16 protein-coding genes are annotated in these 24,322 nt (G+C 39.0%); 6 read left to right on the top strand and 10 right to left on the bottom strand.

The genetic code is table 11. The features are described 5' to 3' along the window. Positions 1-9 precede the first annotated feature (9 nt). On the bottom strand, positions 10-2,133 hold the full coding sequence (locus FLM47_RS13245) for a S8 family peptidase (protein WP_178956608.1): 2,124 nt from the start codon (positions 2,131-2,133) through the stop codon (positions 10-12). 307 nt (positions 2,134-2,440) lie between these two features. Between FLM47_RS13245 and FLM47_RS13240 the strand changes: the two genes are divergently transcribed. Then, on the top strand, positions 2,441-3,625 hold the full coding sequence (locus FLM47_RS13240) for an NAD(P)/FAD-dependent oxidoreductase (protein ID WP_178956607.1): 1,185 nt from the start codon (positions 2,441-2,443) through the stop codon (positions 3,623-3,625). A gap of 386 nt (positions 3,626-4,011) precedes the next feature. Here FLM47_RS13240 and FLM47_RS13235 read toward each other — a convergent pair whose 3' ends face one another. Genes FLM47_RS13235 through FLM47_RS13195 form a run of 9 tightly spaced genes read right to left on the bottom strand, consistent with a single transcriptional unit; the run spans position 4,012 to position 17,192 of the window. Continuing rightward, a complete protein-coding gene (locus tag FLM47_RS13235) occupies positions 4,012-4,311 on the bottom strand; it encodes a hypothetical protein (RefSeq protein ID WP_178956606.1) in 300 nt (99 codons plus the stop codon). Then, on the bottom strand, positions 4,311-4,832 hold the full coding sequence (locus FLM47_RS13230; protein WP_178956605.1) for a hypothetical protein: 522 nt from the start codon (positions 4,830-4,832) through the stop codon (positions 4,311-4,313). The genes FLM47_RS13235 and FLM47_RS13230 overlap by 1 nt, the downstream gene beginning before the upstream one ends. Positions 4,833-4,866: 34 nt before the next feature. Then, complete coding sequence (locus tag FLM47_RS13225) at positions 4,867-5,613, bottom strand: M48 family metallopeptidase (protein WP_178956604.1); 747 nt, start codon at positions 5,611-5,613, stop codon at positions 4,867-4,869. After that, positions 5,613-8,777 carry a type I restriction endonuclease subunit R gene (locus FLM47_RS13220; RefSeq protein ID WP_178956603.1) on the bottom strand — a complete coding sequence of 1,055 codons (3,165 nt, stop codon included), beginning with the start codon at positions 8,775-8,777 and terminating at the stop codon, positions 5,613-5,615. The genes FLM47_RS13225 and FLM47_RS13220 overlap by 1 nt, the downstream gene beginning before the upstream one ends. Beyond that, on the bottom strand, positions 8,770-11,241 hold the full coding sequence (locus tag FLM47_RS13215) for a DUF262 domain-containing protein (protein ID WP_178956602.1): 2,472 nt from the start codon (positions 11,239-11,241) through the stop codon (positions 8,770-8,772). The genes FLM47_RS13220 and FLM47_RS13215 overlap by 8 nt, the downstream gene beginning before the upstream one ends. Next, on the bottom strand, positions 11,234-13,096 hold the full coding sequence (locus tag FLM47_RS13210; RefSeq protein ID WP_178956601.1) for a DUF262 domain-containing protein: 1,863 nt from the start codon (positions 13,094-13,096) through the stop codon (positions 11,234-11,236). Before FLM47_RS13210 ends, FLM47_RS13215 begins: the two co-directional genes overlap by 8 nt. Before the next feature lie 9 nt (positions 13,097-13,105). After that, positions 13,106-14,455, bottom strand: coding sequence for a restriction endonuclease subunit S (locus FLM47_RS13205; protein WP_178956600.1), 1,350 nt, complete (start codon positions 14,453-14,455; stop codon positions 13,106-13,108). Then, positions 14,452-16,920, bottom strand: coding sequence for a type I restriction-modification system subunit M (locus FLM47_RS13200; protein WP_178956599.1), 2,469 nt, complete (start codon positions 16,918-16,920; stop codon positions 14,452-14,454). The genes FLM47_RS13205 and FLM47_RS13200 overlap by 4 nt, the downstream gene beginning before the upstream one ends. Before the next feature lie 32 nt (positions 16,921-16,952). Further along, the gene (locus FLM47_RS13195; protein ID WP_178956598.1) at positions 16,953-17,192 is read right to left on the bottom strand and encodes a transcription factor; all 240 of its coding nucleotides are present in this window, start codon (positions 17,190-17,192) and stop codon (positions 16,953-16,955) included. 366 nt (positions 17,193-17,558) lie between these two features. Here FLM47_RS13195 and FLM47_RS13190 point away from each other — a divergent pair, with 366 nt between their 5' ends. From FLM47_RS13190 to FLM47_RS13170, 5 genes are read left to right on the top strand one after another with little or no spacing between them, the layout of a single operon-like run. Next, entirely contained in the window at positions 17,559-18,380 is an 822-nt protein-coding gene (locus tag FLM47_RS13190) for a TnsA endonuclease N-terminal domain-containing protein (protein ID WP_178956597.1), read from the top strand. Next, on the top strand, positions 18,373-20,607 hold the full coding sequence (locus FLM47_RS13185; RefSeq protein WP_178956596.1) for a transposase: 2,235 nt from the start codon (positions 18,373-18,375) through the stop codon (positions 20,605-20,607). Before FLM47_RS13190 ends, FLM47_RS13185 begins: the two co-directional genes overlap by 8 nt. After that, positions 20,597-21,991, top strand: coding sequence for a TniB family NTP-binding protein (locus FLM47_RS13180; protein WP_178956595.1), 1,395 nt, complete (start codon positions 20,597-20,599; stop codon positions 21,989-21,991). Before FLM47_RS13185 ends, FLM47_RS13180 begins: the two co-directional genes overlap by 11 nt. Beyond that, a complete protein-coding gene (locus FLM47_RS13175) occupies positions 21,988-22,932 on the top strand; it encodes a TniQ family protein (RefSeq protein WP_178956594.1) in 945 nt (314 codons plus the stop codon). Before FLM47_RS13180 ends, FLM47_RS13175 begins: the two co-directional genes overlap by 4 nt. Then, positions 22,904-24,322, top strand: a complete 1,419-nt coding sequence (locus FLM47_RS13170; RefSeq protein ID WP_178956593.1) for a TniQ family protein — start codon at positions 22,904-22,906, stop codon at positions 24,320-24,322. The genes FLM47_RS13175 and FLM47_RS13170 overlap by 29 nt, the downstream gene beginning before the upstream one ends.

Below are 24,322 nucleotides of genomic sequence, written 5' to 3'. Positions count from 1 at the left end.
GTAGATGGACTATGGCTGGTATTGACCACTTAGCGTTAAACCTGAGAAGGTTTGATACGCATTAACACTTAAATGCCATGTGCCTGCTTGAGGGTTGCTAAATGTACATGTTTCGGCGTTACCAGTTTTAAATGGGCGGCAATCATAGCTTGAGCTGGTTGGCTGACTACCAAATTTTACAAATAAGTCAGCATCACCAGTGCCACCTGATGTTGTTACAGTAAAGTTAGCCATGCCAGCAGGAACTTCTAGCGTGTAATGCTTCCACTGACCTGCTGTTGCAGAAACATCAGATACTGTACCGCCACCCGCTTGTGGTGTGCCTGAGTCTGAACCGCCTGTGATGTTACCGACTAAACTAACGCCAGTGTAGGCTGAGTAGCCGTTTAGCATTATATGATAAGTACCTGAAGTTGGGTTATCGATAGAACACTCTTCACTGTTACCTTCATTGTAAGGACGGCAATCATAAGTGCTTGTTGTCGGTTTACTACCAGCACGTACATACAAGTCAGCATCACCTGTACCACCACTCATTGTGAAAGTTACATTAGTAGCACCGCTTGGGACTGTCATAGTGTAAAAGTTTTGTGTACTTGTCGCACCGCTTAAGCCTGTTTTCGCTTGCCCATCAATAAGCTCATTATCACCTGATGTTGGCGGTGGTGTACCACCAGAGGCTGCTGCAACAGCAGCGGCAGCATCAACAATGCCTGTGCCACAGTTAGTACAAGTTGCTGGGAATGCACGAGTTGTTGTTTTTAAAATATTTTCTATTTCATCAGGTGTCGCGTTTGGTTTTGCTTGTTTGATTAACGCTGCTACACCTGCAACATGAGGGGCGGCCATTGATGTACCTTGCGAAAAACCATAGCTGTCGCTTGATGGTGTTGTTGAGCCTGAGTTGTAAGTAGATAAAACACCTTCAGAATCATTAGCAAAATTTTGTGCGCCACCCGGTGCTGCTACATCAATATTGCTACCATAATTTGAGTAATATGCGCGGCCACCGTTACGACCAACTGATGCAACATTAACAACTCCATTACAGTTACCCGGGTTGTAGTTTGCAGAATTATCGTTATCGTTACCTGCAGCTATTACAACAACAGAGCCGTTGTTACGTGCAGTATTAATCGCATTTTGAGTCGTTGAGCTACATGTACCTGCACCACCTAAACTCATGTTTATAACATCTGCAGGGTTTGGGTTTGTCGATGTACCTGATACGTTTCCGCCTGAAGCCCAAATAATGCCGTCAGCAATATCTGAGGTCAAGCCGCCACATTTACCTAATACACGTACTGGCACTACTTTGGCGTCGTAAGCAACACCAGCAACGCCTTCACCATTATTAGTCACAGCAGCGACTGTGCCTGCTACGTGAGTACCATGCCAGCTAGAGCCTTGTGCTCCATTATCACCACATTCTCCGGCTGCAACAGCATCCCCTGGATCGCGAGCATCGTTATCACGGCCATTGCCATCATTAGCGACTGATAGATTAGAGATCATATCGTAGCCAGGTAAAATATTGGCGTTTAAATCAACATGTGGGCGGTAACCAGTATCAAGAACAGCTACAACCACGCCGCTACCTGTAGCAGTATCCCAGGCTGTTGGTAGATTTAGGCCACCGGCTTGCTCATAGTAATGCCATTGGTCGCCATAACGAGGGTCGTTTGGTGTTGCAAATGGCTTTAACATTTGATCGACTTCAATGTATTCAACATTGCCTGAATTGACCATTTCTTGCATAAACTGTTGTGCTTCTTCAGCATTGAGCTTTTTGTCGGCACGCATTACGTGATGATCATTTAATGCCATTGCGCGGATATATTTAGCTTTAACTTTACCTTTTTTTGAGGTGAAGTTTTTTACAAAGCTTTGCGCTTTTTTGTTCATCATTGCAGGCGATGCTTCAGCTGTTGATACGTTCATCATATCGCTATTATTTTTATATTTGATAATGAACTGAGTTTCAAACCCACTTTGATTTTGCATTTTAACTGAGGTTTCAGCCATTGATGGTGCGATTGCTTGTGCTGGATTTGCCATGCTTGAGCTGGCTGCAAATAGTGTACTTATTGTTAGCGCAACAGCGCATTTTTTAAATGAATTATTAGAAGTCATAATTACCCTTAGTTTTATTATTATTTGTGGAAAGCCACAAAGCGGGTACAAAGGTAAATGATCTGTTAATAATTTTGAAATATTAAATACGTATGTGCCTATCTCATTTAGTTATAACCGTGAATTTAGTAAGCTTTCAGTCGTTTTGTATTTGTTTTTATTATGTTGACGATCCTAATGTATTAGATTTTTTTGGTGTTTTTTATCATTATTTAATCTTTATTGATAAATTAAAAACAATATAACAGCTATCTTGTTGTTACCGAAACTTTGTTATAATTCACCAAAGTTTTTAAGAGATGACCAAATGACTCACCTTGATGTGATAGTGATCGGTGCCGGAGCTGCAGGTTTAATGTGTGCAGCACAAGCAGGATATCGCGGCCGAAGTGTTACAGTGCTTGATATGGGTAAAAAGCCAGGACGTAAAATTTTAATTAGTGGTGGCGGGCGATGTAATTTTACTAACGAAAATGCGAGCCCTAATAACTATTTATGCACTAATCCCCATTTTGTAAAGTCGTGCTTAAGTCGTTATACCCAACATGACTTTGTAGAGCTTGTAGACCGACATGGTTTGGCGTATCACCATAAAACATTGGGACAATTATTTTGTGACAATAGCGCACAAGACATTGTTGATATTTTACTAACCGAATGTGAGTGGGCTGGCGTTACAATTAAACTACGCAGCGAAGTGTTAAATGTAGCTAAAACAGCAACAGGTTACAGTGTCACAACTGAGCAAGAAACTCTGACCTGCGAGTCGTTAGTTGTCGCATCGGGCGGTTTAACTATGCCTAAACTTGGCGCGACGCCAATAGGTTATAAAATTGCAGAGCAATTTGGTTTAAAGGTATTGCCGACGATGGCTGCTTTAGTTCCCTTTACCTTACATCAACACGATAAAGAGCGTTTTGAAGGGCTTTCTGGCATTAGTATTCCTTGTGAAGTTGCAAGCGAAGATGGTACTGTATTTAAAGAGAATATTCTATTTACTCACCGCGGCTTATCCGGGCCTGCCATATTACAAATAAGCTCATTTTGGCGAGCAGGTCAGGCGGTGACGATCAATTTATTACCTGAACTCGATTTAAAGCAACAGCTAGCCGATTGGCGAGAAACGCAAGCGCAAAAATCGTTAAAAAATAGCCTCGCTACTATCCTTCCTAAGCGTTTTGTTGAAATACTCCATAACAGTAAAGCTATTCCTGATTGCAATATTAATCAGCTAACGCATAGCCAAATTGATGCGCTTGCTGATTATATTCATGCGTGGCAAATTAAGCCAAATGGTACTGAGGGTTACAGAACCGCAGAAGTGACTTTAGGTGGTGTAGATACCGATGAGCTAAGCTCAAAAACATTTGAGGCTAAAAAAGCCAAAGGTTTATACTTTATTGGTGAAGTGACCGATGTAACGGGTTGGCTAGGAGGCTATAATTTCCAATACGCGTGGAGCTGTGGATTTGCCGCTGGGCAATACGCGTAAAATGTATTCTGCTATTAAAAAATGAGACATTCTAATAGAAAAAGAAACAATCTAATAAAAAGTGAGATTGTTGATTAGTTTGTCTCATATTGATTCAGTAGCCATTCCATTATAGAGGACGTTTAACTTTGAACAATTCGACGAACTCCTCTGACGTTATTTGATGATTGACATCTTTGTAAGAAAACTTGTTTCTAGGGTTTAAAAATTCACTTTTTATATAGATATGAGTATGGACCATAGAAGAAGCGTATTTTGCTTTTAGTGACGATATATATTTATTAGCTCCCTCTAGATCACAAACATCAGGTACAACAATCAAAACATCAATATCTTTAAAGTTAGGTGTTTTTAGGAAGGAACCAAAAAGATAAAATTCAGTATTATTAATTTCTATAGTCCTCTAAGAATTTACCAAAGGGTATCACCTCTATGCTGAGAGATTTTCCGTGAGTAATAGCTTCTCTTGTGGCTTTGCACCATGTTGTCGGGTAAGTAACGATGTCAGCGCCTTTTCTTAATGCACTCAAAACAACATCTACGTTAATTTCATATTCACTTGTTGTAGGACAATAAACTTTTAAAGTCTTACCTTGAAATTCAAACTCTCCAATATTTTCATCTATAACTATAAACTTTGAGCTTTGGTCTAGTTGCTTCCTAAGCCAGTAAATACTACTACTCATTATTTTGTTTCCTTTTTTAAACTGTCAGATTCATTTTTGATTAATGTATTCCATTCAGGCTTGTATTTGTATTTTGAGTACATCTCATTTGGAGAGTCATCATATTCACAGAAGGCGGAACAGTGAAAAAATAGCTCTTTGAGGTGGTTTTTATTTTCTGCCTCAGACTGAAGCCAATGTTTTTGAATTAGTTGCCTAATTTGCATAAGGTTAGGTTTTACTACTTTATCTTTCAGTGAATTCCATGTTTCTCCTTTAGCATTAGCTACTTCAGCAGTTCGTCCTATAAACTTATTGGGACCAAATTCTTTGTATAGCATTTCATTTTCAGTAAGAATTGATAGCAAAGGGCCATAAAAATCTTCAATTAATTTTTTTCTAGAGTCCATCGCTTTTATTTTGCTTTGGTATTTTGACGTAATCCATGCGGAGAAAAAAGCAACCGCCAGCCCTGAAAGAATTGAGACTATCAATGCAATTATGGAAATGATGTTCGCGGTATTTAAGTTGTCAGGTTCCAACTCAGGCTTCCTTACATTTGGCTTTCATTAGTTTCTAATAACTCCAGTCTTCATAGGCCAGAGGCAAGCTATTAAGCAAGTCTCTGCGTTCACGCCAGTTTGGCATATGATTGTCCATGAGTGAGCGGAACTTTTCGTTATGGTGGCGCTCTAGTAAATGAACTAATTCGTGGGCAAGTATGAATTCCATGCACTCAGGAGGTTTTTTAGCTAGTTCAAGGTTAAGCCAAATTCGCTTAGCTTGAATATTGCAGCTTCCCCATTTGGTTTTCATCTTTTTGATGTTGAGAGAACCAGCGTTTACACCTAGTTTTTTTTCCCATTGAGGTAATAATTTTTCAAGTGAGCGCTGCATTTCATCTCGATAGAAACGGTTAAGCAGTTTGAGTTTGTTATCGGTTGACGTATTTTCAGCGACAGCTAGCACTAAATTACCGTTGCCTCTAGCGGTAACACTATATCCGCCTTTTGCCTCTATAAGCTTTAAACGGTATTTATTACCCCATAAATAGTGGCATTCACCATTGACCATTTCACGTACAGATTGGCGCTCTTGTCCTGCAAAGTCAGCTTGCTGTTTTTTAATCCAAGCAAGCTTATTTACGATTGCCAGCCTTACCTTTTGTTCACTCGTATCATTAGGGATCGACAAGCGCACTTTGCCATTAGGCGGCAGTACACTTAGGTGAATGTTTTTAATAGCTCTGCGGTTTAGCTCTACATCAATGTCGCCAATACGAACTACTTCAATACTCTCTGCATTGCTTTTGGTATGACGCACTAATGGTATTCCTTCTGAGCTTTAATTAGCTTCATGATATCAATAATATTGATGTCATAACCTGCTGCCTCTTCTCGCACCGCGTTGGCTATCTCACGCTCTTTAAATCGATCCCCAAGCCAATCAGCTTTCTTGGTATAACGAACAGCAGTATCAATTTTAGTAGTAAGTACTTCATCATTACCGAAGTTGTTGTAAATTGCTTGTTTGGCTGGTGTATCAACAGAAGTGGGATAGCTTTGATTGCTATTTTCAGTTGGGTTTACCACTTTCTTAGCGAGTGCTCGTATCTGTTCAAGATACTCTTGATAGCTAATAGCTTGCTCTCTTCGCTGCTTAATTAACTCATCCAGCAAGGTTGCCATGCTGTCAAAGTATTTAGGGTTTACTGGATTTTCATCAACGATGGTTTTTCTAACATTGTTTTCAATGGCTTCTGCCATTGCATCTTCATTGTTACGCAAGCCTTCAGGTAAATCTTCTAAGTCTTTACCGTTGTTGTTTACCACTAGATCAATCAAGCCGAACTCTTCAAAATCCATCAGTAATTCACTGTCATCAGCTCGAATATACATATCAAGTAACTGACGCATAGCAGGCTCAAACCGCTTCATTTCGAGTAAGTCGCCACTGGAAAGCTTAACTTCGTCACGAACCTTCTCGAAGTACGCGACTTCTTTCTTAATATTTTCAGCCTCTTCAAAGGTGTAACCAGCTTGCTCCATTTCATTTGCAAGGTTAGTGTAAGCTCGGATGAGCTTAGCTACTGATTGATATAGAGTTAAACGTAGTGCTTCTTTTTCTGTGCGCTCATTTTCATCCTTTGATTCAACACCAGACTCACCACAAAAATAATGTTGGAAGTCTTTGATGTCTCTTGGTGCTTTTACTGGCTCGCATAACGCTCGTACTGCTTCCAGCGCATTATCTAAATCAGTACGAGATTCTTGCAATCGATCTTTTAAAAGCCCTTTAACATCGTCAGCATCGTAGCCATCAAACGCTTCGGCTGTGTAATCTTTAATGGCTTTATCAAGTGAACGGAATAAGTCTTTGTAGTCGATAACGTAACCGTAGTCTTTATCTTCACCGTCTAGACGGTTTACACGGCAGATTGCTTGAAATAGGTTGTGGTCAGTCATCTTTTTATCGATATAAAGGTAAGTGGCAGAGGGGGCATCAAAGCCAGTTAGCAGTTTATCGACCACAATGAGTAGGCGCATTTGCCCCGGTTCTTCGATAAAGCGCTTTTTAACCGCTTTTTCAAACTCCTCCACACGCTTAGCGGCCTCATCTTCACTTTGCTCAAAGTAATCAGCTAACATCTTGCGATAAGTTTCATACTTAAACAGTTTTTCGGTTAACCCTTCACCAGATTCTTCACCTTTTATCGAACTTGCAGCAGGTTGATAACTGGTCACTACCGCACATTTACCAGCAAGATCTGTTTTAGAAAACATCTCATAAACCATGCAGGCTTGATGGACACTGGCACACACCAACATAGCGTTGCCTCTACCAGACATTAGTGCAGGCTTTCTTTTCATATCCAGCCATATATCCATCACAATGCGTTCTAGTCGAGACTTACTGGAGAGTACTTTTTGCATGGTTCCCCATTTTTGTTTGAGCTGCATTTTGGCTAGGTTAGATAAGCCTTGAGTATTTGCATCAAACCAAGTATCAACGCCTTTCTCTGAAGTTAAATGTTGATCAATATCTCTTGCTTCATAACGCAGATCGAGTACCACACCGTCACTAACGGCTTCATCAAACTTGTAGGTGTGGATATATGGACCAAAGACCTCCAAGGACTTTTTCTTATCTTTTTTCATTAATGGCGTACCAGTAAAACCAACAAACATGGCCTCTGGTAAAATGGCTTTCATCGCTTCGTGCAGCTTGCCTGATTGAGTTCGATGACACTCATCAACAAACACAAACAAGTTACCTTTTGCTGCAAATTCAGTTGGCAGGTTTTTGGTTAATGCTTCAAGATAGTGTTTTGTCGCTTTATTATCGTCTTCTTCACTTTCTTTATCACTTAGCGCTTCGCCATTTCGACCAAACTTATGCACGAGTGAGCAGAATAGCCAAGGGTTCGGTTGATTAAGCGTGGCAACTAAATCCCGTCCGCTTTTTGTGCGATAGATCTCTTCATCAACACCTGAGAATACTTTTTCTATTTGTTCGTCTAACTCTGTTCTATCAGTAATAATTAGCACACGAGAATCAGTAACGTTCTCGCGAATCCATTTAGCTAACCACACCATCGTTAGGCTTTTGCCTGAGCCTTGGGTATGCCAAATAATCCCGTCTTGTTTTGATTTAACGTGCTTTTTAGCGGCTTGAATACCAAAGAATTGATTGTGTCGGCAGGTCTTCTTCACCCCTGCATCAAAAACAATAAAATCGTGAATAAGCTGTAAGAAGCGTTTTTTATCACATAGCTGCGCGACATGTTTATCTAACGGTGTTTCTGTTGCTACCTGCGCAAGTGGCAAGCAAACAGCGCCTTCCGGTTCCTTCCATTCAAGATAGTATTTTTCAGATGTTTCAATCGTACCATAGCGGACACCTTGGGTGTCATTGCCTGCCATTACTAGCTGCATAGTGGTAAAGAAGTTACGAATAAACGCTTTCTTTTGGTTGTCTAAGTTCTGGCGAATGCCCTCACTAACTGACACTGAAGAGCGTTTTAATTCAATCACGCCCAGCGCGATGCCATTAACATAAATCACGATATCAGGGCGCTTGGTTTTAGGAGAGATCTGCTCACCTTTTACGGTCACTTCTTCAGCAATAGCAAAGTCGTTAGCTTCTGGGTTTTTCCAGTCTATTAGCCAAACAGTTTGGTTTTGCTCACCTGTACCTTCTTTTTCTTTTACGCCATAACGCAGAAGGCGATAAACATCTTTGTTCGCATCAAAGAGCTTTTTACCTTCACCGAGGGCTGCGGCAGTATCAAGTTGGCGTAATGTGCGGGTAATCAGAGCATCAGAAGTTCCGCGACCTTTGAGCCATTTAGTCAGCAAGTCTTTTTCTATATTGCTGTTACCTTCACGGTACTCCCAATTACCTAGGTAATCGTAATCAAGTTGTTCTTTAAAAAACTTAACTACGCGGTTTTGGGTTTTACGTTCTAATTGACCAACATTACTCATCGTCTAAATCCTTTAAACTTGCGCATAGTTTTTGAATCTTTAATTTTACATCTTCAATACTTTTCTGATTTTTATCACTGTAGTATTTGTAAAAGTCGAGGCTAGGCAATGCCCTGCCACTCAATTCAAATCCTTCACTCTCTAGTAAATCCATTAAAGTCTCTGGTGCATTTTCGATTTCACCACCTTTGACTCTAATATCGAAGCAGCTACCTGTTTTATGGATCTCTATTTGATATCGCTGTTCATTATGAACAAAACCGGTTAATTTCAAATGCGCACTTTCTTCACGCGACTTAACTGGCTCGTACCTTAACAATGAAAAAGGTGCTATCAAGCTATTGTCTTGAGATAGCTCTAGTTCTAGTACTTTAGTGAAAAGTTCAATATGCGTATGATTTCGCTGTGATTGTCCAAGTAATACAAATTCAGAGTTATTTTTCTCAATAAAGCCTTGCTGGCAATACGCGAGTAACTCTTTATGTTGAATTAATGCTTTTCTCCAAGGCTCAATTTCTTCAGACTTAATAGCAATGGAACAAATAGTAGAAAGTGATGTTTGTATTTCTTCAACATTAAATAACGGGTCATCTAGCACTGCTTTAACGTAACTTTGTTTTTGCTCAATTGAAGCTGTGCCGAACCGTAGTAACCTTTTCCAACTATGATCACGAGGAATATTGTTTCTAGTATCGCGAGAAGACAGCATATTGTATTTGTCGCCTCGTTTATCGGTGAAGTATTCACCTTTACTTAATACCGACCTTTCCCACAAATAATCAATTGGTGCTGAGCTGCTTTCAATTCGATCAAATACACGTTGAATCGCATTAGAATATCGTGTGAAGCTACTTAAATACTCGACATTTTCTTCAGCGCTCCAGTTGCAATGATTGTGTTCACGGTAATAACTTAGGATTTCAGCAAAATTTAAAATACAGCCAATCTGGCCTGTCAGAAATGAATGTTGCTCTGCACTGGTAATTGCTTCTCTCCATTCACTAGACCTTAGCAGCAGATGAGCCTTGATCTTCTCTTCGACTATCTGAGCACCTGTAAAACCTGATATTTCAACATCATTAGCTAGTGTTTCTAATATAGGGCTATCGTGCTGGCAAAGGTTGTCTATTGCAAACAGTGCTTTATTAAACTCATCTGCGGTATTGATAATGGTGTTGTCGGTTAAATTAAAGATTACTCTTAACCATTCCTTCAACTCTTCATCAGTGGGTGATTTTGCCACATAGTTGTAAAACGCATAAAATCTGAGTTTATCATCGTAGCTAGCATCGTTTTTCAATACGTTCTTGAATGTTTTGTGTTCGTTGTAGTAGTTATCAGTGTCTAAGTAGCTGTTTATTTTATTCTCGACCAATCCACCTCTATAGATGAGATCAAGGAAACTAATTAGCCGGATAATGAACTTTTTATTTAAACAACCTAACTCTTCATATTGGGACAGTGTAAGGGGTTCTAATCTCCCGTTTCGACCAAAGAGTTCGCCACTATTTACATGAAGGTCCATAGGGGAATCTTTATGATCAACAAGGTATTGATAGGCGATAACGAGTCGAATGAAATTCATCAATTCATCATCAAAGGTATCGTCAATTGAGAAAAAATTTCTATAGGGCCAGAACAAATCGGCCCAGTCGGTATCTATCTTATGTATGAAGTAATTATAACCGCTAACACTGTCTTGAAAAGGCAATGTGTACTCAGGCCAATCACTCTCAAAAGACTTTATCTTTTGTTCTAACTTGGCTTTAAAATTTTCAAATATTGTAAGCGGCTTACCACGAGCATTCATTTTTATATAAAGCTCATCTGACAAACCAAAATAATGAAGGTCTAAAAACTGAAAGGTAATGTAAGGTTCAGTTGTATTGGTGATTCGTTCGTACAAATTGACATCACTTTGAGAAAACAATGCTTGAATTGCATCAAGCATATTCAAACAAGCTTGTACGGTTGGATCTTGTTGCCACGATAAATAAAACCACTGACTATTTTTAATCTGCTTACTTATTGTTGCATTCGATATTTCAATATCTTTGGAGGTTAATGCATCAAAAAACTCGGTTGTGCTTGGACGTGTCTTATAAGTAAAGCGAGATCGTTGTTCATCAGTGACAAACCGTTCTCTGAATTCTGCAATATGACCATGTTGTATTGCTAAGTACCAATGCAATAAAAATAGAGTCGTTAAGCGCTGCTGCCCGTCAAGAACAGAGAAAGCCTTACTTTGTCCCTCTTCAAAATTTCCGTAAACAAAGTCCAAATCTAAAGGCTGGCGTGAGTCATCTTTGTTATTTAGCGCTTGGTATAATGAATTTAAAAACAGTGTTCTAACTTCATCTTCTTCTTTTCGACCCTGTGCATAATCACGCTGTAATATTGGAATTTCTATCGCTTCAACAACATCAAATAGACCGTAAAATGTTAAGCTTTTTCCCTTATTCATGTCCTAACTCCTTTTGATGAACACCTACTCCTTGAAAGAAACCGAGTAACATTTCTACCATAGCCCTTTGATGATCCTCGCTATCTTTCGCTTCCCAATACAGCATCTTATCTACCTGTTTGCTGTAATACTTAAGAAACGCATTCTTAGTGCATAGCGGAACAAAGGTTGCCTTTTTATCTAGTGCGATAATCCTCGCTCGTTTAATCGGAAATACCGCATTTTGATAGCTACGGTTAGTTCTGCTATCTAGCAAGGTTAGATTGCCAATTGAGTTATCTACATCTTCATTACCATCAGGGTCGTAATGCGCTCGTACCTTGTCGTACACAGCTTCAAAATGATCATTATTGAAGTTGGTTGCTAGCAGTAACTCTTTTGCTTCAAGCTTGATAGATAGCTCTTCATTATTTGCATCAGTGTCAGACTCCTCAACTTCTATGGATTCATCGCTGGAAATATATGCAACAACGTTTTCAAGCCATGCCTTTTGCTTGTCTTTACTATTTGGCATATCGGATGCCACTGAGCGGATATGTTCAATATCCCAACTGTCTAATTTATATTTATCAAATTGAAAACGCGCATTGGTCGCAGGGTTGGCAAGTAAGCTAGCTACGTTGAATAGCAATAGTATTGGTCTGAGTTTATGCGCTCCAGATTCATAAGTGAGTGAGTTTAGTCTCTCATCTAGCCATTCTTGAGATAACGTATCTATTTCTCTACCGTTAAAGGTCTTACTGAAGACTAACTTTAACAATGACTGTCGAAAATCATACTTTGTGAGGGCCTCTTGATGTAATTCGAAAATATGGGAGATAGAAACTTTCTGCGAGACTAAATAGCCAATCAAGTGAAATAAAGCACGGTCGTTATACCACTCTTCTAGCGTCATAAAGCATTGCTTTACCTTTAGCCATTCACGAGCAACATCGACAGGTTTATCTTTATCACCGCTATTCGAAAGCAGTCGGTTGAACGTCAGAAATATTTTCAACTTGTCAGTGTCTAGAATGCCTTCATCATTAAGGTTTCTAGATGCCAAATCCAGCACAAACTCGATACGATTGGTGGTAATAGATTTGTTGCTAATGAAATACCAAAATGCGTCATCTTGTAAGCGTTTTTCAATGGCATCCCACTCTTGAGAAATTCTTAATTGCTGAAGATCTTGAATTGGTTTTTTTATATCGGAATCATTGACATCTAGGGCAAAGTTACTCGACTTTAAAAATAGCGCTTTTACAAGCTCGGCATTTACTAGTGGGATTTTACCCATGTTCAGCCGAGTAAACACCTCGGTTACATTTTCAGTTTCGTCAATTTGATACCATATGACTTGAACACTTTTCTTTGAGTCGTGGGGGCCTAGTAATGTCTGAATGAAGTTAACTTTATATGTGCCATCTTGTGCATCAAACCATTCTTCTACTGCTTTTTTAGCTTGTACAATATGGAAGAAGTCGATGTTTTCTTCGCCACGATCTTCATTAATATCCTGAAGAAACTCAGCACTTTCTTCTCGTGTTTCATAGCTCAATTGATAACGAGATTTACCAAGTAAGGCTAGGATGTCTTTTAAATACGTTAGAATGATATATATGGTGGTCAGTCGCTGTTGACCATCGACTAATTCCCAATCGCTATTATGTTTTTTTACCACAATAGGCTGTAAGCAATAAAAAGCGTTCTTATTGCTATTTTCTGCTTGCTGCTGAAACTCTTTAATGTCATCGAGCAGTTCAGTAACCTGCCTTTTAGACCAACGATAACCACGTTGGTAGGCGGGAATGAAAAACGACAGTTCCAATAAATCGTTAATGGGCTTTAATTCTAATTCGTTACATTCAGACATCCATGTTCCTTATTGTTCTTTATCAAATGGTAAACGAGTGCGGCCTGTAAGTAGCTCTTGCATCATACCTTGTTTGATTTGGCGGGTTTTCGCTAAGCGCTGTTTAAGGGTTTGGATTTCGTTATTCATATCCGAGAGGATGGTGGCGATTGCAGCTTGTTCTTCTATATTTGGTAAACCTATTGGGTAAGCTTTTAAAGCGGAAAGCTCAACACCAGTTTGCCCAGATGATCTTTGTGAAAGGTTGTCCATCAACTCAAATAAAGAATCACTTTTTAAGAAATGATATAAAAACTCTTTATGAATTTTTTCATTTGGAATCGCTTTGATTAAGGCAACATTATAGGCCCCTTCAATTCCTCGTAGTATTTGAAAAATTGGAGGCCCATATCGACCAATCATGATGTCATCAGCACTACATGTTTTCTTTGCTAAAGATGATGGGATGTATACTTTATGTTTATCGGACTTGTAATCCCTAATCTGTATTAATCTTACATAGCCTTCTTGTTCTTTATATGAAAATGTATTTTTTTCTGGCTGCGCACCACCAACAAAACATACAACATCACCCAGAGCTAAGTCTTCCCAATCCTCAGGGATTTCGCCTAGTTCGCTGGGTTTTGTGCCTTTTGGTTGACCCTGTTTTTCGCCTTCGGTGAAAGTGGCGAACTGAGGTAAACGGGTTTTGCCTGTCAGCAATTGCTGCATGGTGGCGGTTTTAATCGCTTGTTTTTTCGCGATCAGTTTTTCCAATTCCGTTAATAGCGCATCGACATCGGACAACGCATTGGCAATAGCGGTTTGTTCTTTTATGTGAGGAAGTGCCAAATAAAACTTTCGTTGTGCCAGAATGGGTACTTGATTGCGCGTAGACTGCGACATCACGGAAGAATATTGACTTTCAAACAGCTTAGACCTAAAAAAGTTTAATAAATACGTATTTTTAATTTCTTCACCGTTACAGCGATAATAAGTGGCTGTAGTACTAATAATTATGAAGTCTTCATACGTTTCTACTAAAGATGATGGTCCTACAGTGGCATTGTGAGCGAATAAAACGTCACCATCCTTTGCCACTCCTTTCTTAAATAACTTAGCCCTTTTTATAGGAAGTCTTTTGCAGTGTTTATAATCAATTTTACCTGAGTAAAAGTCTGTCGCACCAACGTATGGAATACCGTCATCTTTAAATTCATGGCTTTTGGGGTAAAGTTCTCCATGATTGCCATCCATTTGATCAAGAATCATTTTAGATGATATTGCTTCATCAATAGTTAAAATCTGCCATTCTTGAGGAAGAATACCCACCTCAGTCTGTTTAAATCCTTTGGGAATATTCTGATCTATTACGCTCATAGCGACCACTCCAAGCCCATCGCTTTTAAATGGCCTGCGACTTTATCGTTAAGGTCATCAACCGATTTAGAAAGGGTTGGTAGTGGTGCGCTGTAGCGCTCTTCCAGTTGCTTAACCCGGTTTGCCATTTGTTGGGTAACGCGCTCAATTTCAGCAATGATATTGGCTTGCAGTGTGGCTAGCCATTTGTCATCGACAATCAGGGTTTTGATTTCATCAATCGTGAGTTTTGGATATTGATTGAATACGGCTAAATCGAGCGCTTCTTGGGCTTCTTTCACTGCTTTTTTCGCAGCCGCTTCGGCATTAAACAATTTAGTTGCTTGTTTCAGTGCTTTCACTTCATCAGCATCAGTAGCAAGCTTTGTTCTAGCGGCAACGCTGGCTTTGGTGATTTTGTCTTTATCGTTGAGGGCCTCAACCAATAAGCCATCTTCACCACCATGTTCTTCTAGGTAGCTTTCAAGTGTTTGAGTAGCTTCGTCTTGTTTAGCTTGCAGGGCATCAACTTGCGCTTTTTCATCTGCAAAATAACGGGCAACAATTAAGCTAGGTGGAATAAGCTCGGCTTTGTACTTTTTCTTGTTGATGATTAAATCTGGCGTTTCTTTGAGTTTTTCGCCCTTGGCAGCCACTAACTCACGAAGGGTTTTACCTGCTTGCCAATCGTCCTGTACCAGTACATACACATCGTCTTGCATGGTATCAGCCCAGTAATCCATTAGGATTTGGTAAATATCGTATTTGCTTAATAGGTCGCTATTGGCATAGCTATTTAACAAGTTCTCTGAAATGTTAAAGATAAAGTTTTTCGGGTTATCGCCTACTTTGATTTCTTTAAGCTTAGCTTCAGGTATCCACTGTTTGAATGGCAATAGGCTACGGGCAGCAAAGTCTTTAAATTCTTGGTGTGCTAAAATAGTGCTTTTTACTTGGCTTGCTTCAACCAGTGCATGGCTGTATCCGTCACGCAAATGAGTGAACAAGGTAGCGCGAATGCTTGGGAATACCTGCCAGTAATGCTCAAGGGCATCAATGTCACGGTTTGGAATGCCACCTTGCAGGTGAGCGCTTAAATCGTGTAAATCTTCTGGCTCAGATGAGTCGATATAACGCGGGATGTTAAGGTTGTAGTCGTTAGCGGCAATTTCATCAATGGGCACTAAACGGCTAAAACGCTCTAACTCTATGCCTTTGTTAAACACATCAACAATTTTATGAATGTCTTGGCTGCGCAGGCGGTTTTTATTGCCATCTTTGATGAAGCCTTTGCTGGCATCAATCATAAAGATGGGGCGACCTGATACGGTTGGTAACTCAGCATCAACCTCGTTGAAGCTCGTCACCGCTTTTTGCGCGTGCTCTTTATCAATCACGATAATACAGGCAGGAATACCAGTTCCGTAAAACAAGTTTGCGGGTAGGCCAATAATGCCTTTGATATAACCTTGTTTGATGAGATTTTCACGAATAGTAGCTTCTGCATTACCACGGAATAATACACCGTGCGGTAAGATCACCGCGCCTTTACCTGTGCTTTTTAAGCTTTTGATAATGTGCAGTAAGAAGGTGTAGTCACCATTTTTCTCAGGCGGAATGCCCCATGTAAAACGGTTATATAAATCGTTTTCTGGGGTTAAGCCACTGGTCCAGTTTTTATTTGAAAATGGAGGGTTGGCAACCGAAAAATCAAAAGTTTTTAATTGGTTAGGGGCATCTTTCCACTGTGGGTTGGCAAGTGTGTTGCCTTTCCATATTTTGGCAGTGGTGTTGTTATGCAAGATCATGTTCATACGGGCAAGTGCGCTAGTGGCCTTGTCGTTTTCTTGCCCGTAAAGGGTTAAACCTCGCTCTGCTTGGTCGCTGGCTTTTAATAACAATGAACCTGAACCACAGGTAGGGTCGTACGCAGTTGCATCTTGTGGCGTATCTTCTTTAATGCCCACCACTTTAGCGAGTATTTGAGAAACCTCAGATGGCGTGTAGAACTGGCCTTTTGATTTACCAGATTCAGTAGCGAAATGACGCATCAAATATTCATAAGCATCACCTAATAAATCGTCACCGCCAGCATGGTTAGAAGATAAGTCTAAGTCTTGAAATATACCGACTAATTTAGTGAGGCGGTCTACCATGTCTTGACCTTTACCCAGCATATCTTCGTTATTGAAGTCGGCGACGTCTATCACGCTTTTAAGGTCGTTTTCTTCTGCAAGCGCAGCGATGATCTTATTAATTTTATCGCCAATTTCCTTATCGCCTTTGGCGGCTATCATGTCGTCATAGCTAGCACCTTCTGGCACGACAATCATGCCGTATGGGTCGCCTTTGTACTTATCACTGACGTACTTCATGAAAAGCATAGTCAGTACGTAGTCTTTATATTGGCTGGCATCCATACCACCACGTAGTTCGTCACAACTTGCCCATAATGATGAATAAAGTTCTGTCTTTTTAATTGCCATGTTTGTTCCTTTAAATCCTTGTGCTTGTGAAGTTAGAGCAAGTCGGTGTTTAAGCCTGCGGCTTTTAAACGGTGTGTGAGATTACGCATTTTAGAAAATTCAGTGCCAAAGCTGGGCTTAAGGCTAACGCCTTCGCAAAACTCTTTTGCCGTCATGCTTTTTAAGCTATCTGCGTATTTGATCATTTGCAGATGCAACTCAGTGGTGTACTGGTTGCGTGGCGCATCATCTAATGCTTGTTTGATATGGTCGAAGATCGCTTGCTCGTTCATAAGACTATTCTTCTTTTAATGGTGATTTATCTAATTTATATAAATTAGATAAATAAGCAAGGGTATTTGCCTGACAGTGCGTCTTTTGGCTTAGATTTGTTTGTTACATAACTGGGTTTGCATATAACTAATTATTGTATACTAAACCTAGTATAGATATTTTTAGTTATATTAATTATGCTTATTTATGTCATTGAAAAATTTAAAACTATATGTTTTTTACAGTTGATGAAATCTCTACTGATTAATTAATAAACATAAAAATATATATAAAAACCAATAGTTTATATTTAAGAATCCTAATTGCAAACCACATGTTTAACTGCTATTTCTAAAAAATAAACGAATTTTAGAGATGACTAAGCAATGAAAAAGCGAAATGAAATAACCGAAAAAATTAGAGATGGATGGGTAGACCAATGGAAGAAAAAAAATGCACAGGGAAATGGATATTACTCTTTCCTTACAACACAAGATGTAAAATCTGAAGGCTCCAAAAATCGTTCACCAGATTTTGAGAATCCGCATAAGGATAGAAATTTTCTATCGCTTAATGAAAGCTTTTATTACCTTATTCTATTGTTTGATTCTCGTATTACCTCAATCAAAGAGCAATACCCTTTACTTGAGGTAGAAAAAACTCAATTTATCGCGAAAGAGCTAGGTTTAAGACATCCGACGTACCCCTACAGCGACAATGTTGCGACGGTAGTAACTAGTGATTTTGTTTGCGATACCATTTATCGCAAGCCTGTGGTCTATTCGGTAAAAGATGAAAAAGCTTTTGAAGACGGTGAACTAAAAGAAAAGTTTCAAAACAACCAAAAAATAGAAAAAGCATTTTGGGCAACTCAAAATACTCCTTGGCATCTTGTTAGAAGTGCTCAAATCAAAAATACCTATACTGAGAATCTTGAAAAAATAGTTGCCGACTTGAAGTTGAGTGATGAACTAACTGCCTTGTTTAATCAGTGGATAATATTTGTTGTTAATCAATGGCTTAAATTCAATATGAAGCCAATTACCCACCTATTAGATAAAACAGTGTCACTGTTTGGGGTTAGTTTTGAAGAAGCTACATCGCTTTTGCAACACGCTTTTTGGCATCGTTATCTAAAAGTAGATTTGCGTAAGCAGCTTAACTACAGACTTTCTCTCTCTGAGCTTGGAGCTAGTTTAAATGTCTAGTACCCAGCTTGCAGTATGTTCTGATACAGATGTTGACGGCATTGAAATTGGTGCAGTTTTATTCCCCGCTGATTTAGAACATATAGGCTCATCTATTACAGAGCCGCATACAATTATTTTTGCAGACTCTAGTACTGATCGCTTATTTGCGATGAATTTAGAAAAGGACATTAAGCCTGCCAATTTAAGCTATGCGGAAATTAAAGAAAGCATTCTGAGTGGGGCAATAGTATTAGGAACACTTGGGTTGCCAAAATACATGACTATTCCCGACTCTTTTGTGCTTGAACATCAGAAGAAAAAGAGGGATGAAAAAGTCGAAAGACTTCGACCTATTTTAGACAATTTAGAAGAATTTGTTATTGATCCTTATGGCAAAGGATTGATTAAGCAGGCCATGAAAGCTGGTGATAAAACATGCTCCAGAGCACAAGTGTATCGAGATCTCTGGAAGTACTTTCGTTCAGGGTGTAACCCCAACATATTTTTACGTTCTCCCGGGACAGGCCAAACTATTAATAGAAATTACACTTCAAAGCCGGGACCTAACTCAGGTTTCGGGCGCGTTGCCACAGAAAAAGATGAGCGTAATGTTATTGCTGCACTGAACAAGCATTATAAAAAAAGTGATCCATCAATGTATTTGGATACGGTCTATCAAAAATGTCTGGATGAATCTTATAGCTACCAAAGCTATAACCCTGAAACAAAAAGGCGATCATATGAGCGATGGGGTGAAGATCGATTAATTACTGAGTGGCAATTTAGAAACATTGCCAGAAAGTACCGTAACAAAAATAAGAAAAAAATAGATAAAGCTAAGGGACGTTCAGCGGAAGTAGCTAAAAACCACACAGCGCTTGAAGGGACACTACATTATTACTATGACAAAGGTATTGGTTACTACTATCAGGTTGACGAAACCCCGTATGACGTCGAACTGGTTTGTCAGTTTGACCCAACGCGAAAAAGGAGAGTAGGTAAAGCAACTGTATATGTCGTTCGTGATATGAGTTCTCGTACTTTCGTAGGTTTGTATATCACACTAAAAAATCCTTCTGCCGATACGGCAAGAGCAATTATGTTCAATACATTTAGGAATAAACAGCAATTCTGCAAAGAGGTAGGTATTGAAATAGGGCCTAACGATTGGAAACAAGAAGGCAAGTGCAGGAATATTGGCTGTGATAATGCAGAAATGGCAGCAGAATTGTCTAGGTGCTATTCGAGAGATGCGCATATTTCTGTTCAATTTAATCAAGAAGGTCATTCTCACGATAAGGGGTTGGTTGAGAGAGCCTTTCGGCTGTTACATGATGCTGTTAAGGGGCAGGTTGACGGATATAGCCCAAACAACGTTCCATCGCACATAAAAAGGTTATTGAGACAAAAAGCTTTATTAAACATAAATGAGCTTTATCAAATTTTGATCACTTACATCATCATTTATAACAATTACTCGTTAAATAAAGGAATAGAACTCTCTAAAGAAATGTACATGGATGGTGTAAAACAAATTCCCGGTCAGGTTTGGGATTGGGACAAGCGAAATAGAGCTGGTTATTTAAAGCATGTTAATGATTTCGAGCTATATGGTAGCTTGCTCGAAGTAGGAGAGGTGACATGTTTGCCAACTCATATTTCGCTCAAAGGGTTCAAACAAAAATATACGTGCGAATGGACCAAAGCTAATGAATATCAGAAAAAAGGAGGGACTTCACCAAAACTACCGTGTCGCTATATGCGTCACTCAATGGACGTAATATTTATTGAAACACCTGATGGTTTTCAACCTGCAATTCAAAATGGAAGTCTGTTTAAACATGTTTCTGTTGAAGAAATTGAAGCTGAACAAGACATCATTCATGAAGAAAACAAGCAAATAATAAAAAACCATAAAGCTAAGCAAGGTAAAACCAGAGCCTTGATCGAAGACCTTCAAGCTAATGCAAGGTTGGAGCAGGAAAAAATCACGGTCAATGACGCAAATACTCAACCCATCAAAGAACATCGTAACGTTCATATCGAACGCGAAATAGAACAAGATCAGGCTAGGCATTCTATGTACTTAGCTGATCAATATCGATTAGTTGAAGTACAAGAAGTTGAGACTAGTCAATCAAGATTAACGGATAACAATAGCGCACCTATTGAGTCTGCTCGCGCTAGAAGAATACGGGAGAATAGAGAGAAAACTAATAATAGAGGTAAAAAAAATGACAGTTAATTATCAAAACATTAAAACACGAAGCTTACGGGGCAACCCGTTAGCAGAAGCAATTCACCCCAGATTAAGCGAGGCTGAGTTTGAGGAGCTGGTAACTGACGAAATTACGGTGCCCGATGATATTGACGAATATCTTGATTATGACAAAGAGTTAGAGGCACTTTCTTTAATGAAGACTGTTTCACCCACTGGTATGTACTACGAAACATATTGTGACCTTTACAATGTTTTAATGGCCGGGTTTATGTCTCGTAACCCGTTATCTGAAGAGCAACAGAGGTACAACAATCTGATATCAACAAAGCAAATAAAGATAAAGAAAACATCCTCTGAATGCATGATTCTTACTGGACTTTCAGGCACGGGAAAATCAACGCTTATGGATACAATATTAGGTGTATTTGAACAAAGTCACTCGCATACAAAAAGCGGTAAATACGGTCTGGACTTTCAGCAGATTGTCTATCTCAAAGTTGATATTCCACCAAATGCTAGTCCTGATGCGGTTTGTAAAAGAATAATTTGTGAAATAGATAAATTCACAAAAGATGGTAGGAGTAAAGATTTTAAAATTACTAAAGGCAAAAAGGTCGAAGATACAATCGACAATATCGTTGCCGCCTGTTCAAGTTTGGGTTTAGGACTACTTATATTTGATGAGGTACAGAATCTATCTTTTGCTAGTGGCGGAGACAAAGAAAAAATATTCCGTTTGATGCAGGACATGACGAATATTGCCAAAATTCCCGTTATCAACATAGGAACAACCAAGGCAATAAAAACATTTAAAACTGAATTTAGTAATTTGCGAAGATTGGGGCTTCCAGTTGACTTAATCAACTTTCAGCAAGACGAAGAAGACTGGGAACTATTGGTTGAATACGCATGGTCTTATCAATTAATACCTAGTCCTCTAGAATTAACTGATGACATCAGAAATGCTATTTACGAGTGCACACGAGGCGTACCGCACTGCCTTTTTCATTTGATTTCTCAAGCCAATGTTTATGCGATAAGAAATCAAAAGAACTCTATTACCGTTGAAGATTTAAAGCACGTTTACGACACTAAATTTAAGCTACTTAAACCAGCTATTTTGGCTCTTAAATTAGGAATGAATGATTTGTTCGACGACATTTTTAATTTAAAAGATCAAATAGAAAAAGCAATAGAGCCAACTTTAAAAAAGCTGTTTAAATGTGCAGCAAGTCAAAAACCAAAAGGAAAGTTAGCTAAAGAGCTACTTAACGAAATTAAAATATATTTGCCGGAATACACGCCAACCCAAACAGAAGCTCGAATTTTAAAACGTCTTGAAAAAGATATGTTGATAGAAGTGAGTGACATTGAATACAACGAAGATGGGGCGTACGTACCGCTATGATCCCATTTTACTTATCAATTTTACCCGGTGAGCACATTTATAGTTGGTGGCTAAGGCGCTATTGGTTATCTGGAGCACCAGAAAAGCATACATACTTTAAAGAGTTCGGGGTCAAGGCTAGTGAACTACAAACGAATATACCGCTATCAAAATCTTGTCAAAAGGTTTGCAAGCTGAATGCTCGCACCTTTGATAATCCCCAAATTGCACAGCAAGCAACTGAGTTTCCTCTTTGGGTTTTATCCATAGACCATGATAGATATAAATACTTCAAAAGTCGGATTCATCTAACTCAAGTTCCTGCAAAACTTCATGGAGTTCACAATTCTGGAGTGACTAGCAACGTGGTTCGTTGGAAAGCTTGTCCTAACTGTATAGAAGAAGATCTTAATATATATGGTGCATCATATTGGCACGTGAAACATCAACTTCACGGTGTCAGCGTCTGTAATAAGCATGCCACTCCCTTGCTCGTTCCCAAAAAAAAAGGACGAACCTTAGACTCCTTGCACTTACCTCATCAAGTGGATGATTGGGAACTGTTATTGGAGACAACCACCCCTACACATTATTTGTTTAGTGAGTTCTGTTCCAATTTATATGATTTAGCATCAAAGGATAGCGAACGTCTCTTTATGTTAAAAAGTGAGTTTTGGAAAATATGTGGTTCAGATAGCAAGTCGATAAAGCCTGATAAATCTCTTACGGACACACTTGAGATAGAGCTAGAAGTCGATCTAGGGGCAAGCTTTTTGTCATCTTTATTTAGTTACTACTCGTCGCCTCACGGTTGTCATAAAAGAAAAATAGTAAATGCTTTAGCTAGCGGTGCGACGAGTAAGTATGTTGACCCTGTATTTTGGCTAGTCGCTCTATTTTGGAAAAGAAAGGAGTTGGGCTTAGAGAAAGAGTATGCCAATGAGCTTATTGCCAGTTTTTAAAATGTTTGAAGGTGAAACAGTATATAGTGTGGTATCTCGATATCATGCTATATCTGGCCTTTTTAATCACAACACACTAGTTTCAAATGTTTTTGACGTAAATAAGAAACGCATCCATCCCTATTTGCCAAATGCACTCGAAAAATTTGCTCACTATTTTGAAGAGTCATTACATCTAACCATAAATAACAGAACGTTGTTCCCTATTTTTGATGCAACTCTGAAGTCACCGCAATCTAGTAAACTTTATCGTTCAATTCTCGGTGAGAAAGGCTCGCCATTTCATTTATCTATGACACCACAATATGGATTAAAGCTATTCGCAGGTCACAAATATTGCCCAGAATGTGCAAGCCATGACTTAATAACATATGGTACAAGTTACTGGCATATAGAACACCAAATACCCGGAATGACAGCATGTGTAATTCACCATTGCCTGTTGGAGGGGATAAGAAATGACGATTTGCATTTAGATAGGCGTCTGTCACTCCCCTTATTTGTGGGCGATAGTCAAAAAGCAAACAGAGTAGATGTTTTGTTTTCTGAATTTTCGATTAGAAAGTTTCAAGAGTATAAACAAGAGCACTTTCAACGTGAATCTATTGATGTAATAACTCAAAACTTAAAAACGTTGGGGTTTATTACTCAATCAGGTCAATTGAAGTATGAACAGTTAACAACAGAGTTGAGGAGGTTTTGGAAAGGATTGAGTGCTAATGTACCATTAGGCATACCCATCTCAGTCCAATCGTTTGATTTTGTTGGACCTATGCTCCGAGTAAAAACGAGAACTCCCGCCCACCCATTAAAGTATTTCTTAGTTTTATGCTGGATGGAAAACTTGAAGAAGGAATCATGTCATTACCCCAATATTACCTGCAACTCAAAAAGTAACTTTGATAAGGATATTTTGAAGTTAGCGGAGGCGGGGCAAAGTATGAATTTAATTGAAAAAACTTTGGGTATCAGTCGTTGTTATATCCGCAAGTTACTGGAGTTAAATGGAATACACCACGAATCAAACTCAATGCATTTGCCTGATGAAATAATTAGGAAAGTGGTTATTAAAGGTTTTTATGGATACACGATAGAAGAAATATCTACTCAACTATCGCTAAAACCATCAACTATTGAGCATATTTTCTGCCGTACTAAAGGCTTGAGTTTGTGGCGGAAAAAATTGAGACATCAAAAAAAACTTGATTCTGCACTAACAGTATTAAAATCGGCAGTGAAAGCCCATCCTGATTGGCTTAGAAAAGACATTAAAAAACACTACAATGCTGAGTTTTTTATGATTTACAATCATGACAAGCTAATGTTGGAAGACATTTTGCCAGCTAAAACTTCGCCAATTCCCCCAAAGTCAAAACGAAAACGCCCGTAA

The organism is Pseudoalteromonas sp. Scap06, from assembly GCF_013394165.1.
Taxonomy (GTDB): Bacteria; Pseudomonadota; Gammaproteobacteria; order Enterobacterales; family Alteromonadaceae; genus Pseudoalteromonas.
This window is presented reverse-complemented; position numbering and strand designations above follow the sequence as displayed.

Excerpts from the sequence above, each read along its gene's own strand:
- FLM47_RS13195 (WP_178956598.1), bottom strand. The coding sequence starts at position 17,192 with ATGAACGAGCAAGCGATCTTCGACCATATCAAACAAGCATTAGATGAT.
- FLM47_RS13180 (WP_178956595.1), top strand. The coding sequence starts at position 20,597 with ATGACAGTTAATTATCAAAACATTAAAACACGAAGCTTACGGGGCAAC.
- FLM47_RS13215 (WP_178956602.1), bottom strand. The coding sequence starts at position 11,241 with ATGAATAAGGGAAAAAGCTTAACATTTTACGGTCTATTTGATGTTGTT.
- FLM47_RS13200 (WP_178956599.1), bottom strand. The coding sequence starts at position 16,920 with ATGGCAATTAAAAAGACAGAACTTTATTCATCATTATGGGCAAGTTGT.
- FLM47_RS13175 (WP_178956594.1), top strand. The coding sequence starts at position 21,988 with ATGATCCCATTTTACTTATCAATTTTACCCGGTGAGCACATTTATAGT.
- FLM47_RS13210 (WP_178956601.1), bottom strand. The coding sequence starts at position 13,096 with ATGTCTGAATGTAACGAATTAGAATTAAAGCCCATTAACGATTTATTG.
- FLM47_RS13220 (WP_178956603.1), bottom strand. The coding sequence starts at position 8,777 with ATGAGTAATGTTGGTCAATTAGAACGTAAAACCCAAAACCGCGTAGTT.
- FLM47_RS13240 (WP_178956607.1), top strand. The coding sequence starts at position 2,441 with ATGACTCACCTTGATGTGATAGTGATCGGTGCCGGAGCTGCAGGTTTA.
- FLM47_RS13205 (WP_178956600.1), bottom strand. The coding sequence starts at position 14,455 with ATGAGCGTAATAGATCAGAATATTCCCAAAGGATTTAAACAGACTGAG.
- FLM47_RS13245 (WP_178956608.1), bottom strand. The coding sequence starts at position 2,133 with ATGACTTCTAATAATTCATTTAAAAAATGCGCTGTTGCGCTAACAATA.
- FLM47_RS13235 (WP_178956606.1), bottom strand. The coding sequence starts at position 4,311 with ATGAGTAGTAGTATTTACTGGCTTAGGAAGCAACTAGACCAAAGCTCA.
- FLM47_RS13190 (WP_178956597.1), top strand. The coding sequence starts at position 17,559 with ATGAAAAAGCGAAATGAAATAACCGAAAAAATTAGAGATGGATGGGTA.
- FLM47_RS13185 (WP_178956596.1), top strand. The coding sequence starts at position 18,373 with ATGTCTAGTACCCAGCTTGCAGTATGTTCTGATACAGATGTTGACGGC.
- FLM47_RS13170 (WP_178956593.1), top strand. The coding sequence starts at position 22,904 with ATGCCAATGAGCTTATTGCCAGTTTTTAAAATGTTTGAAGGTGAAACA.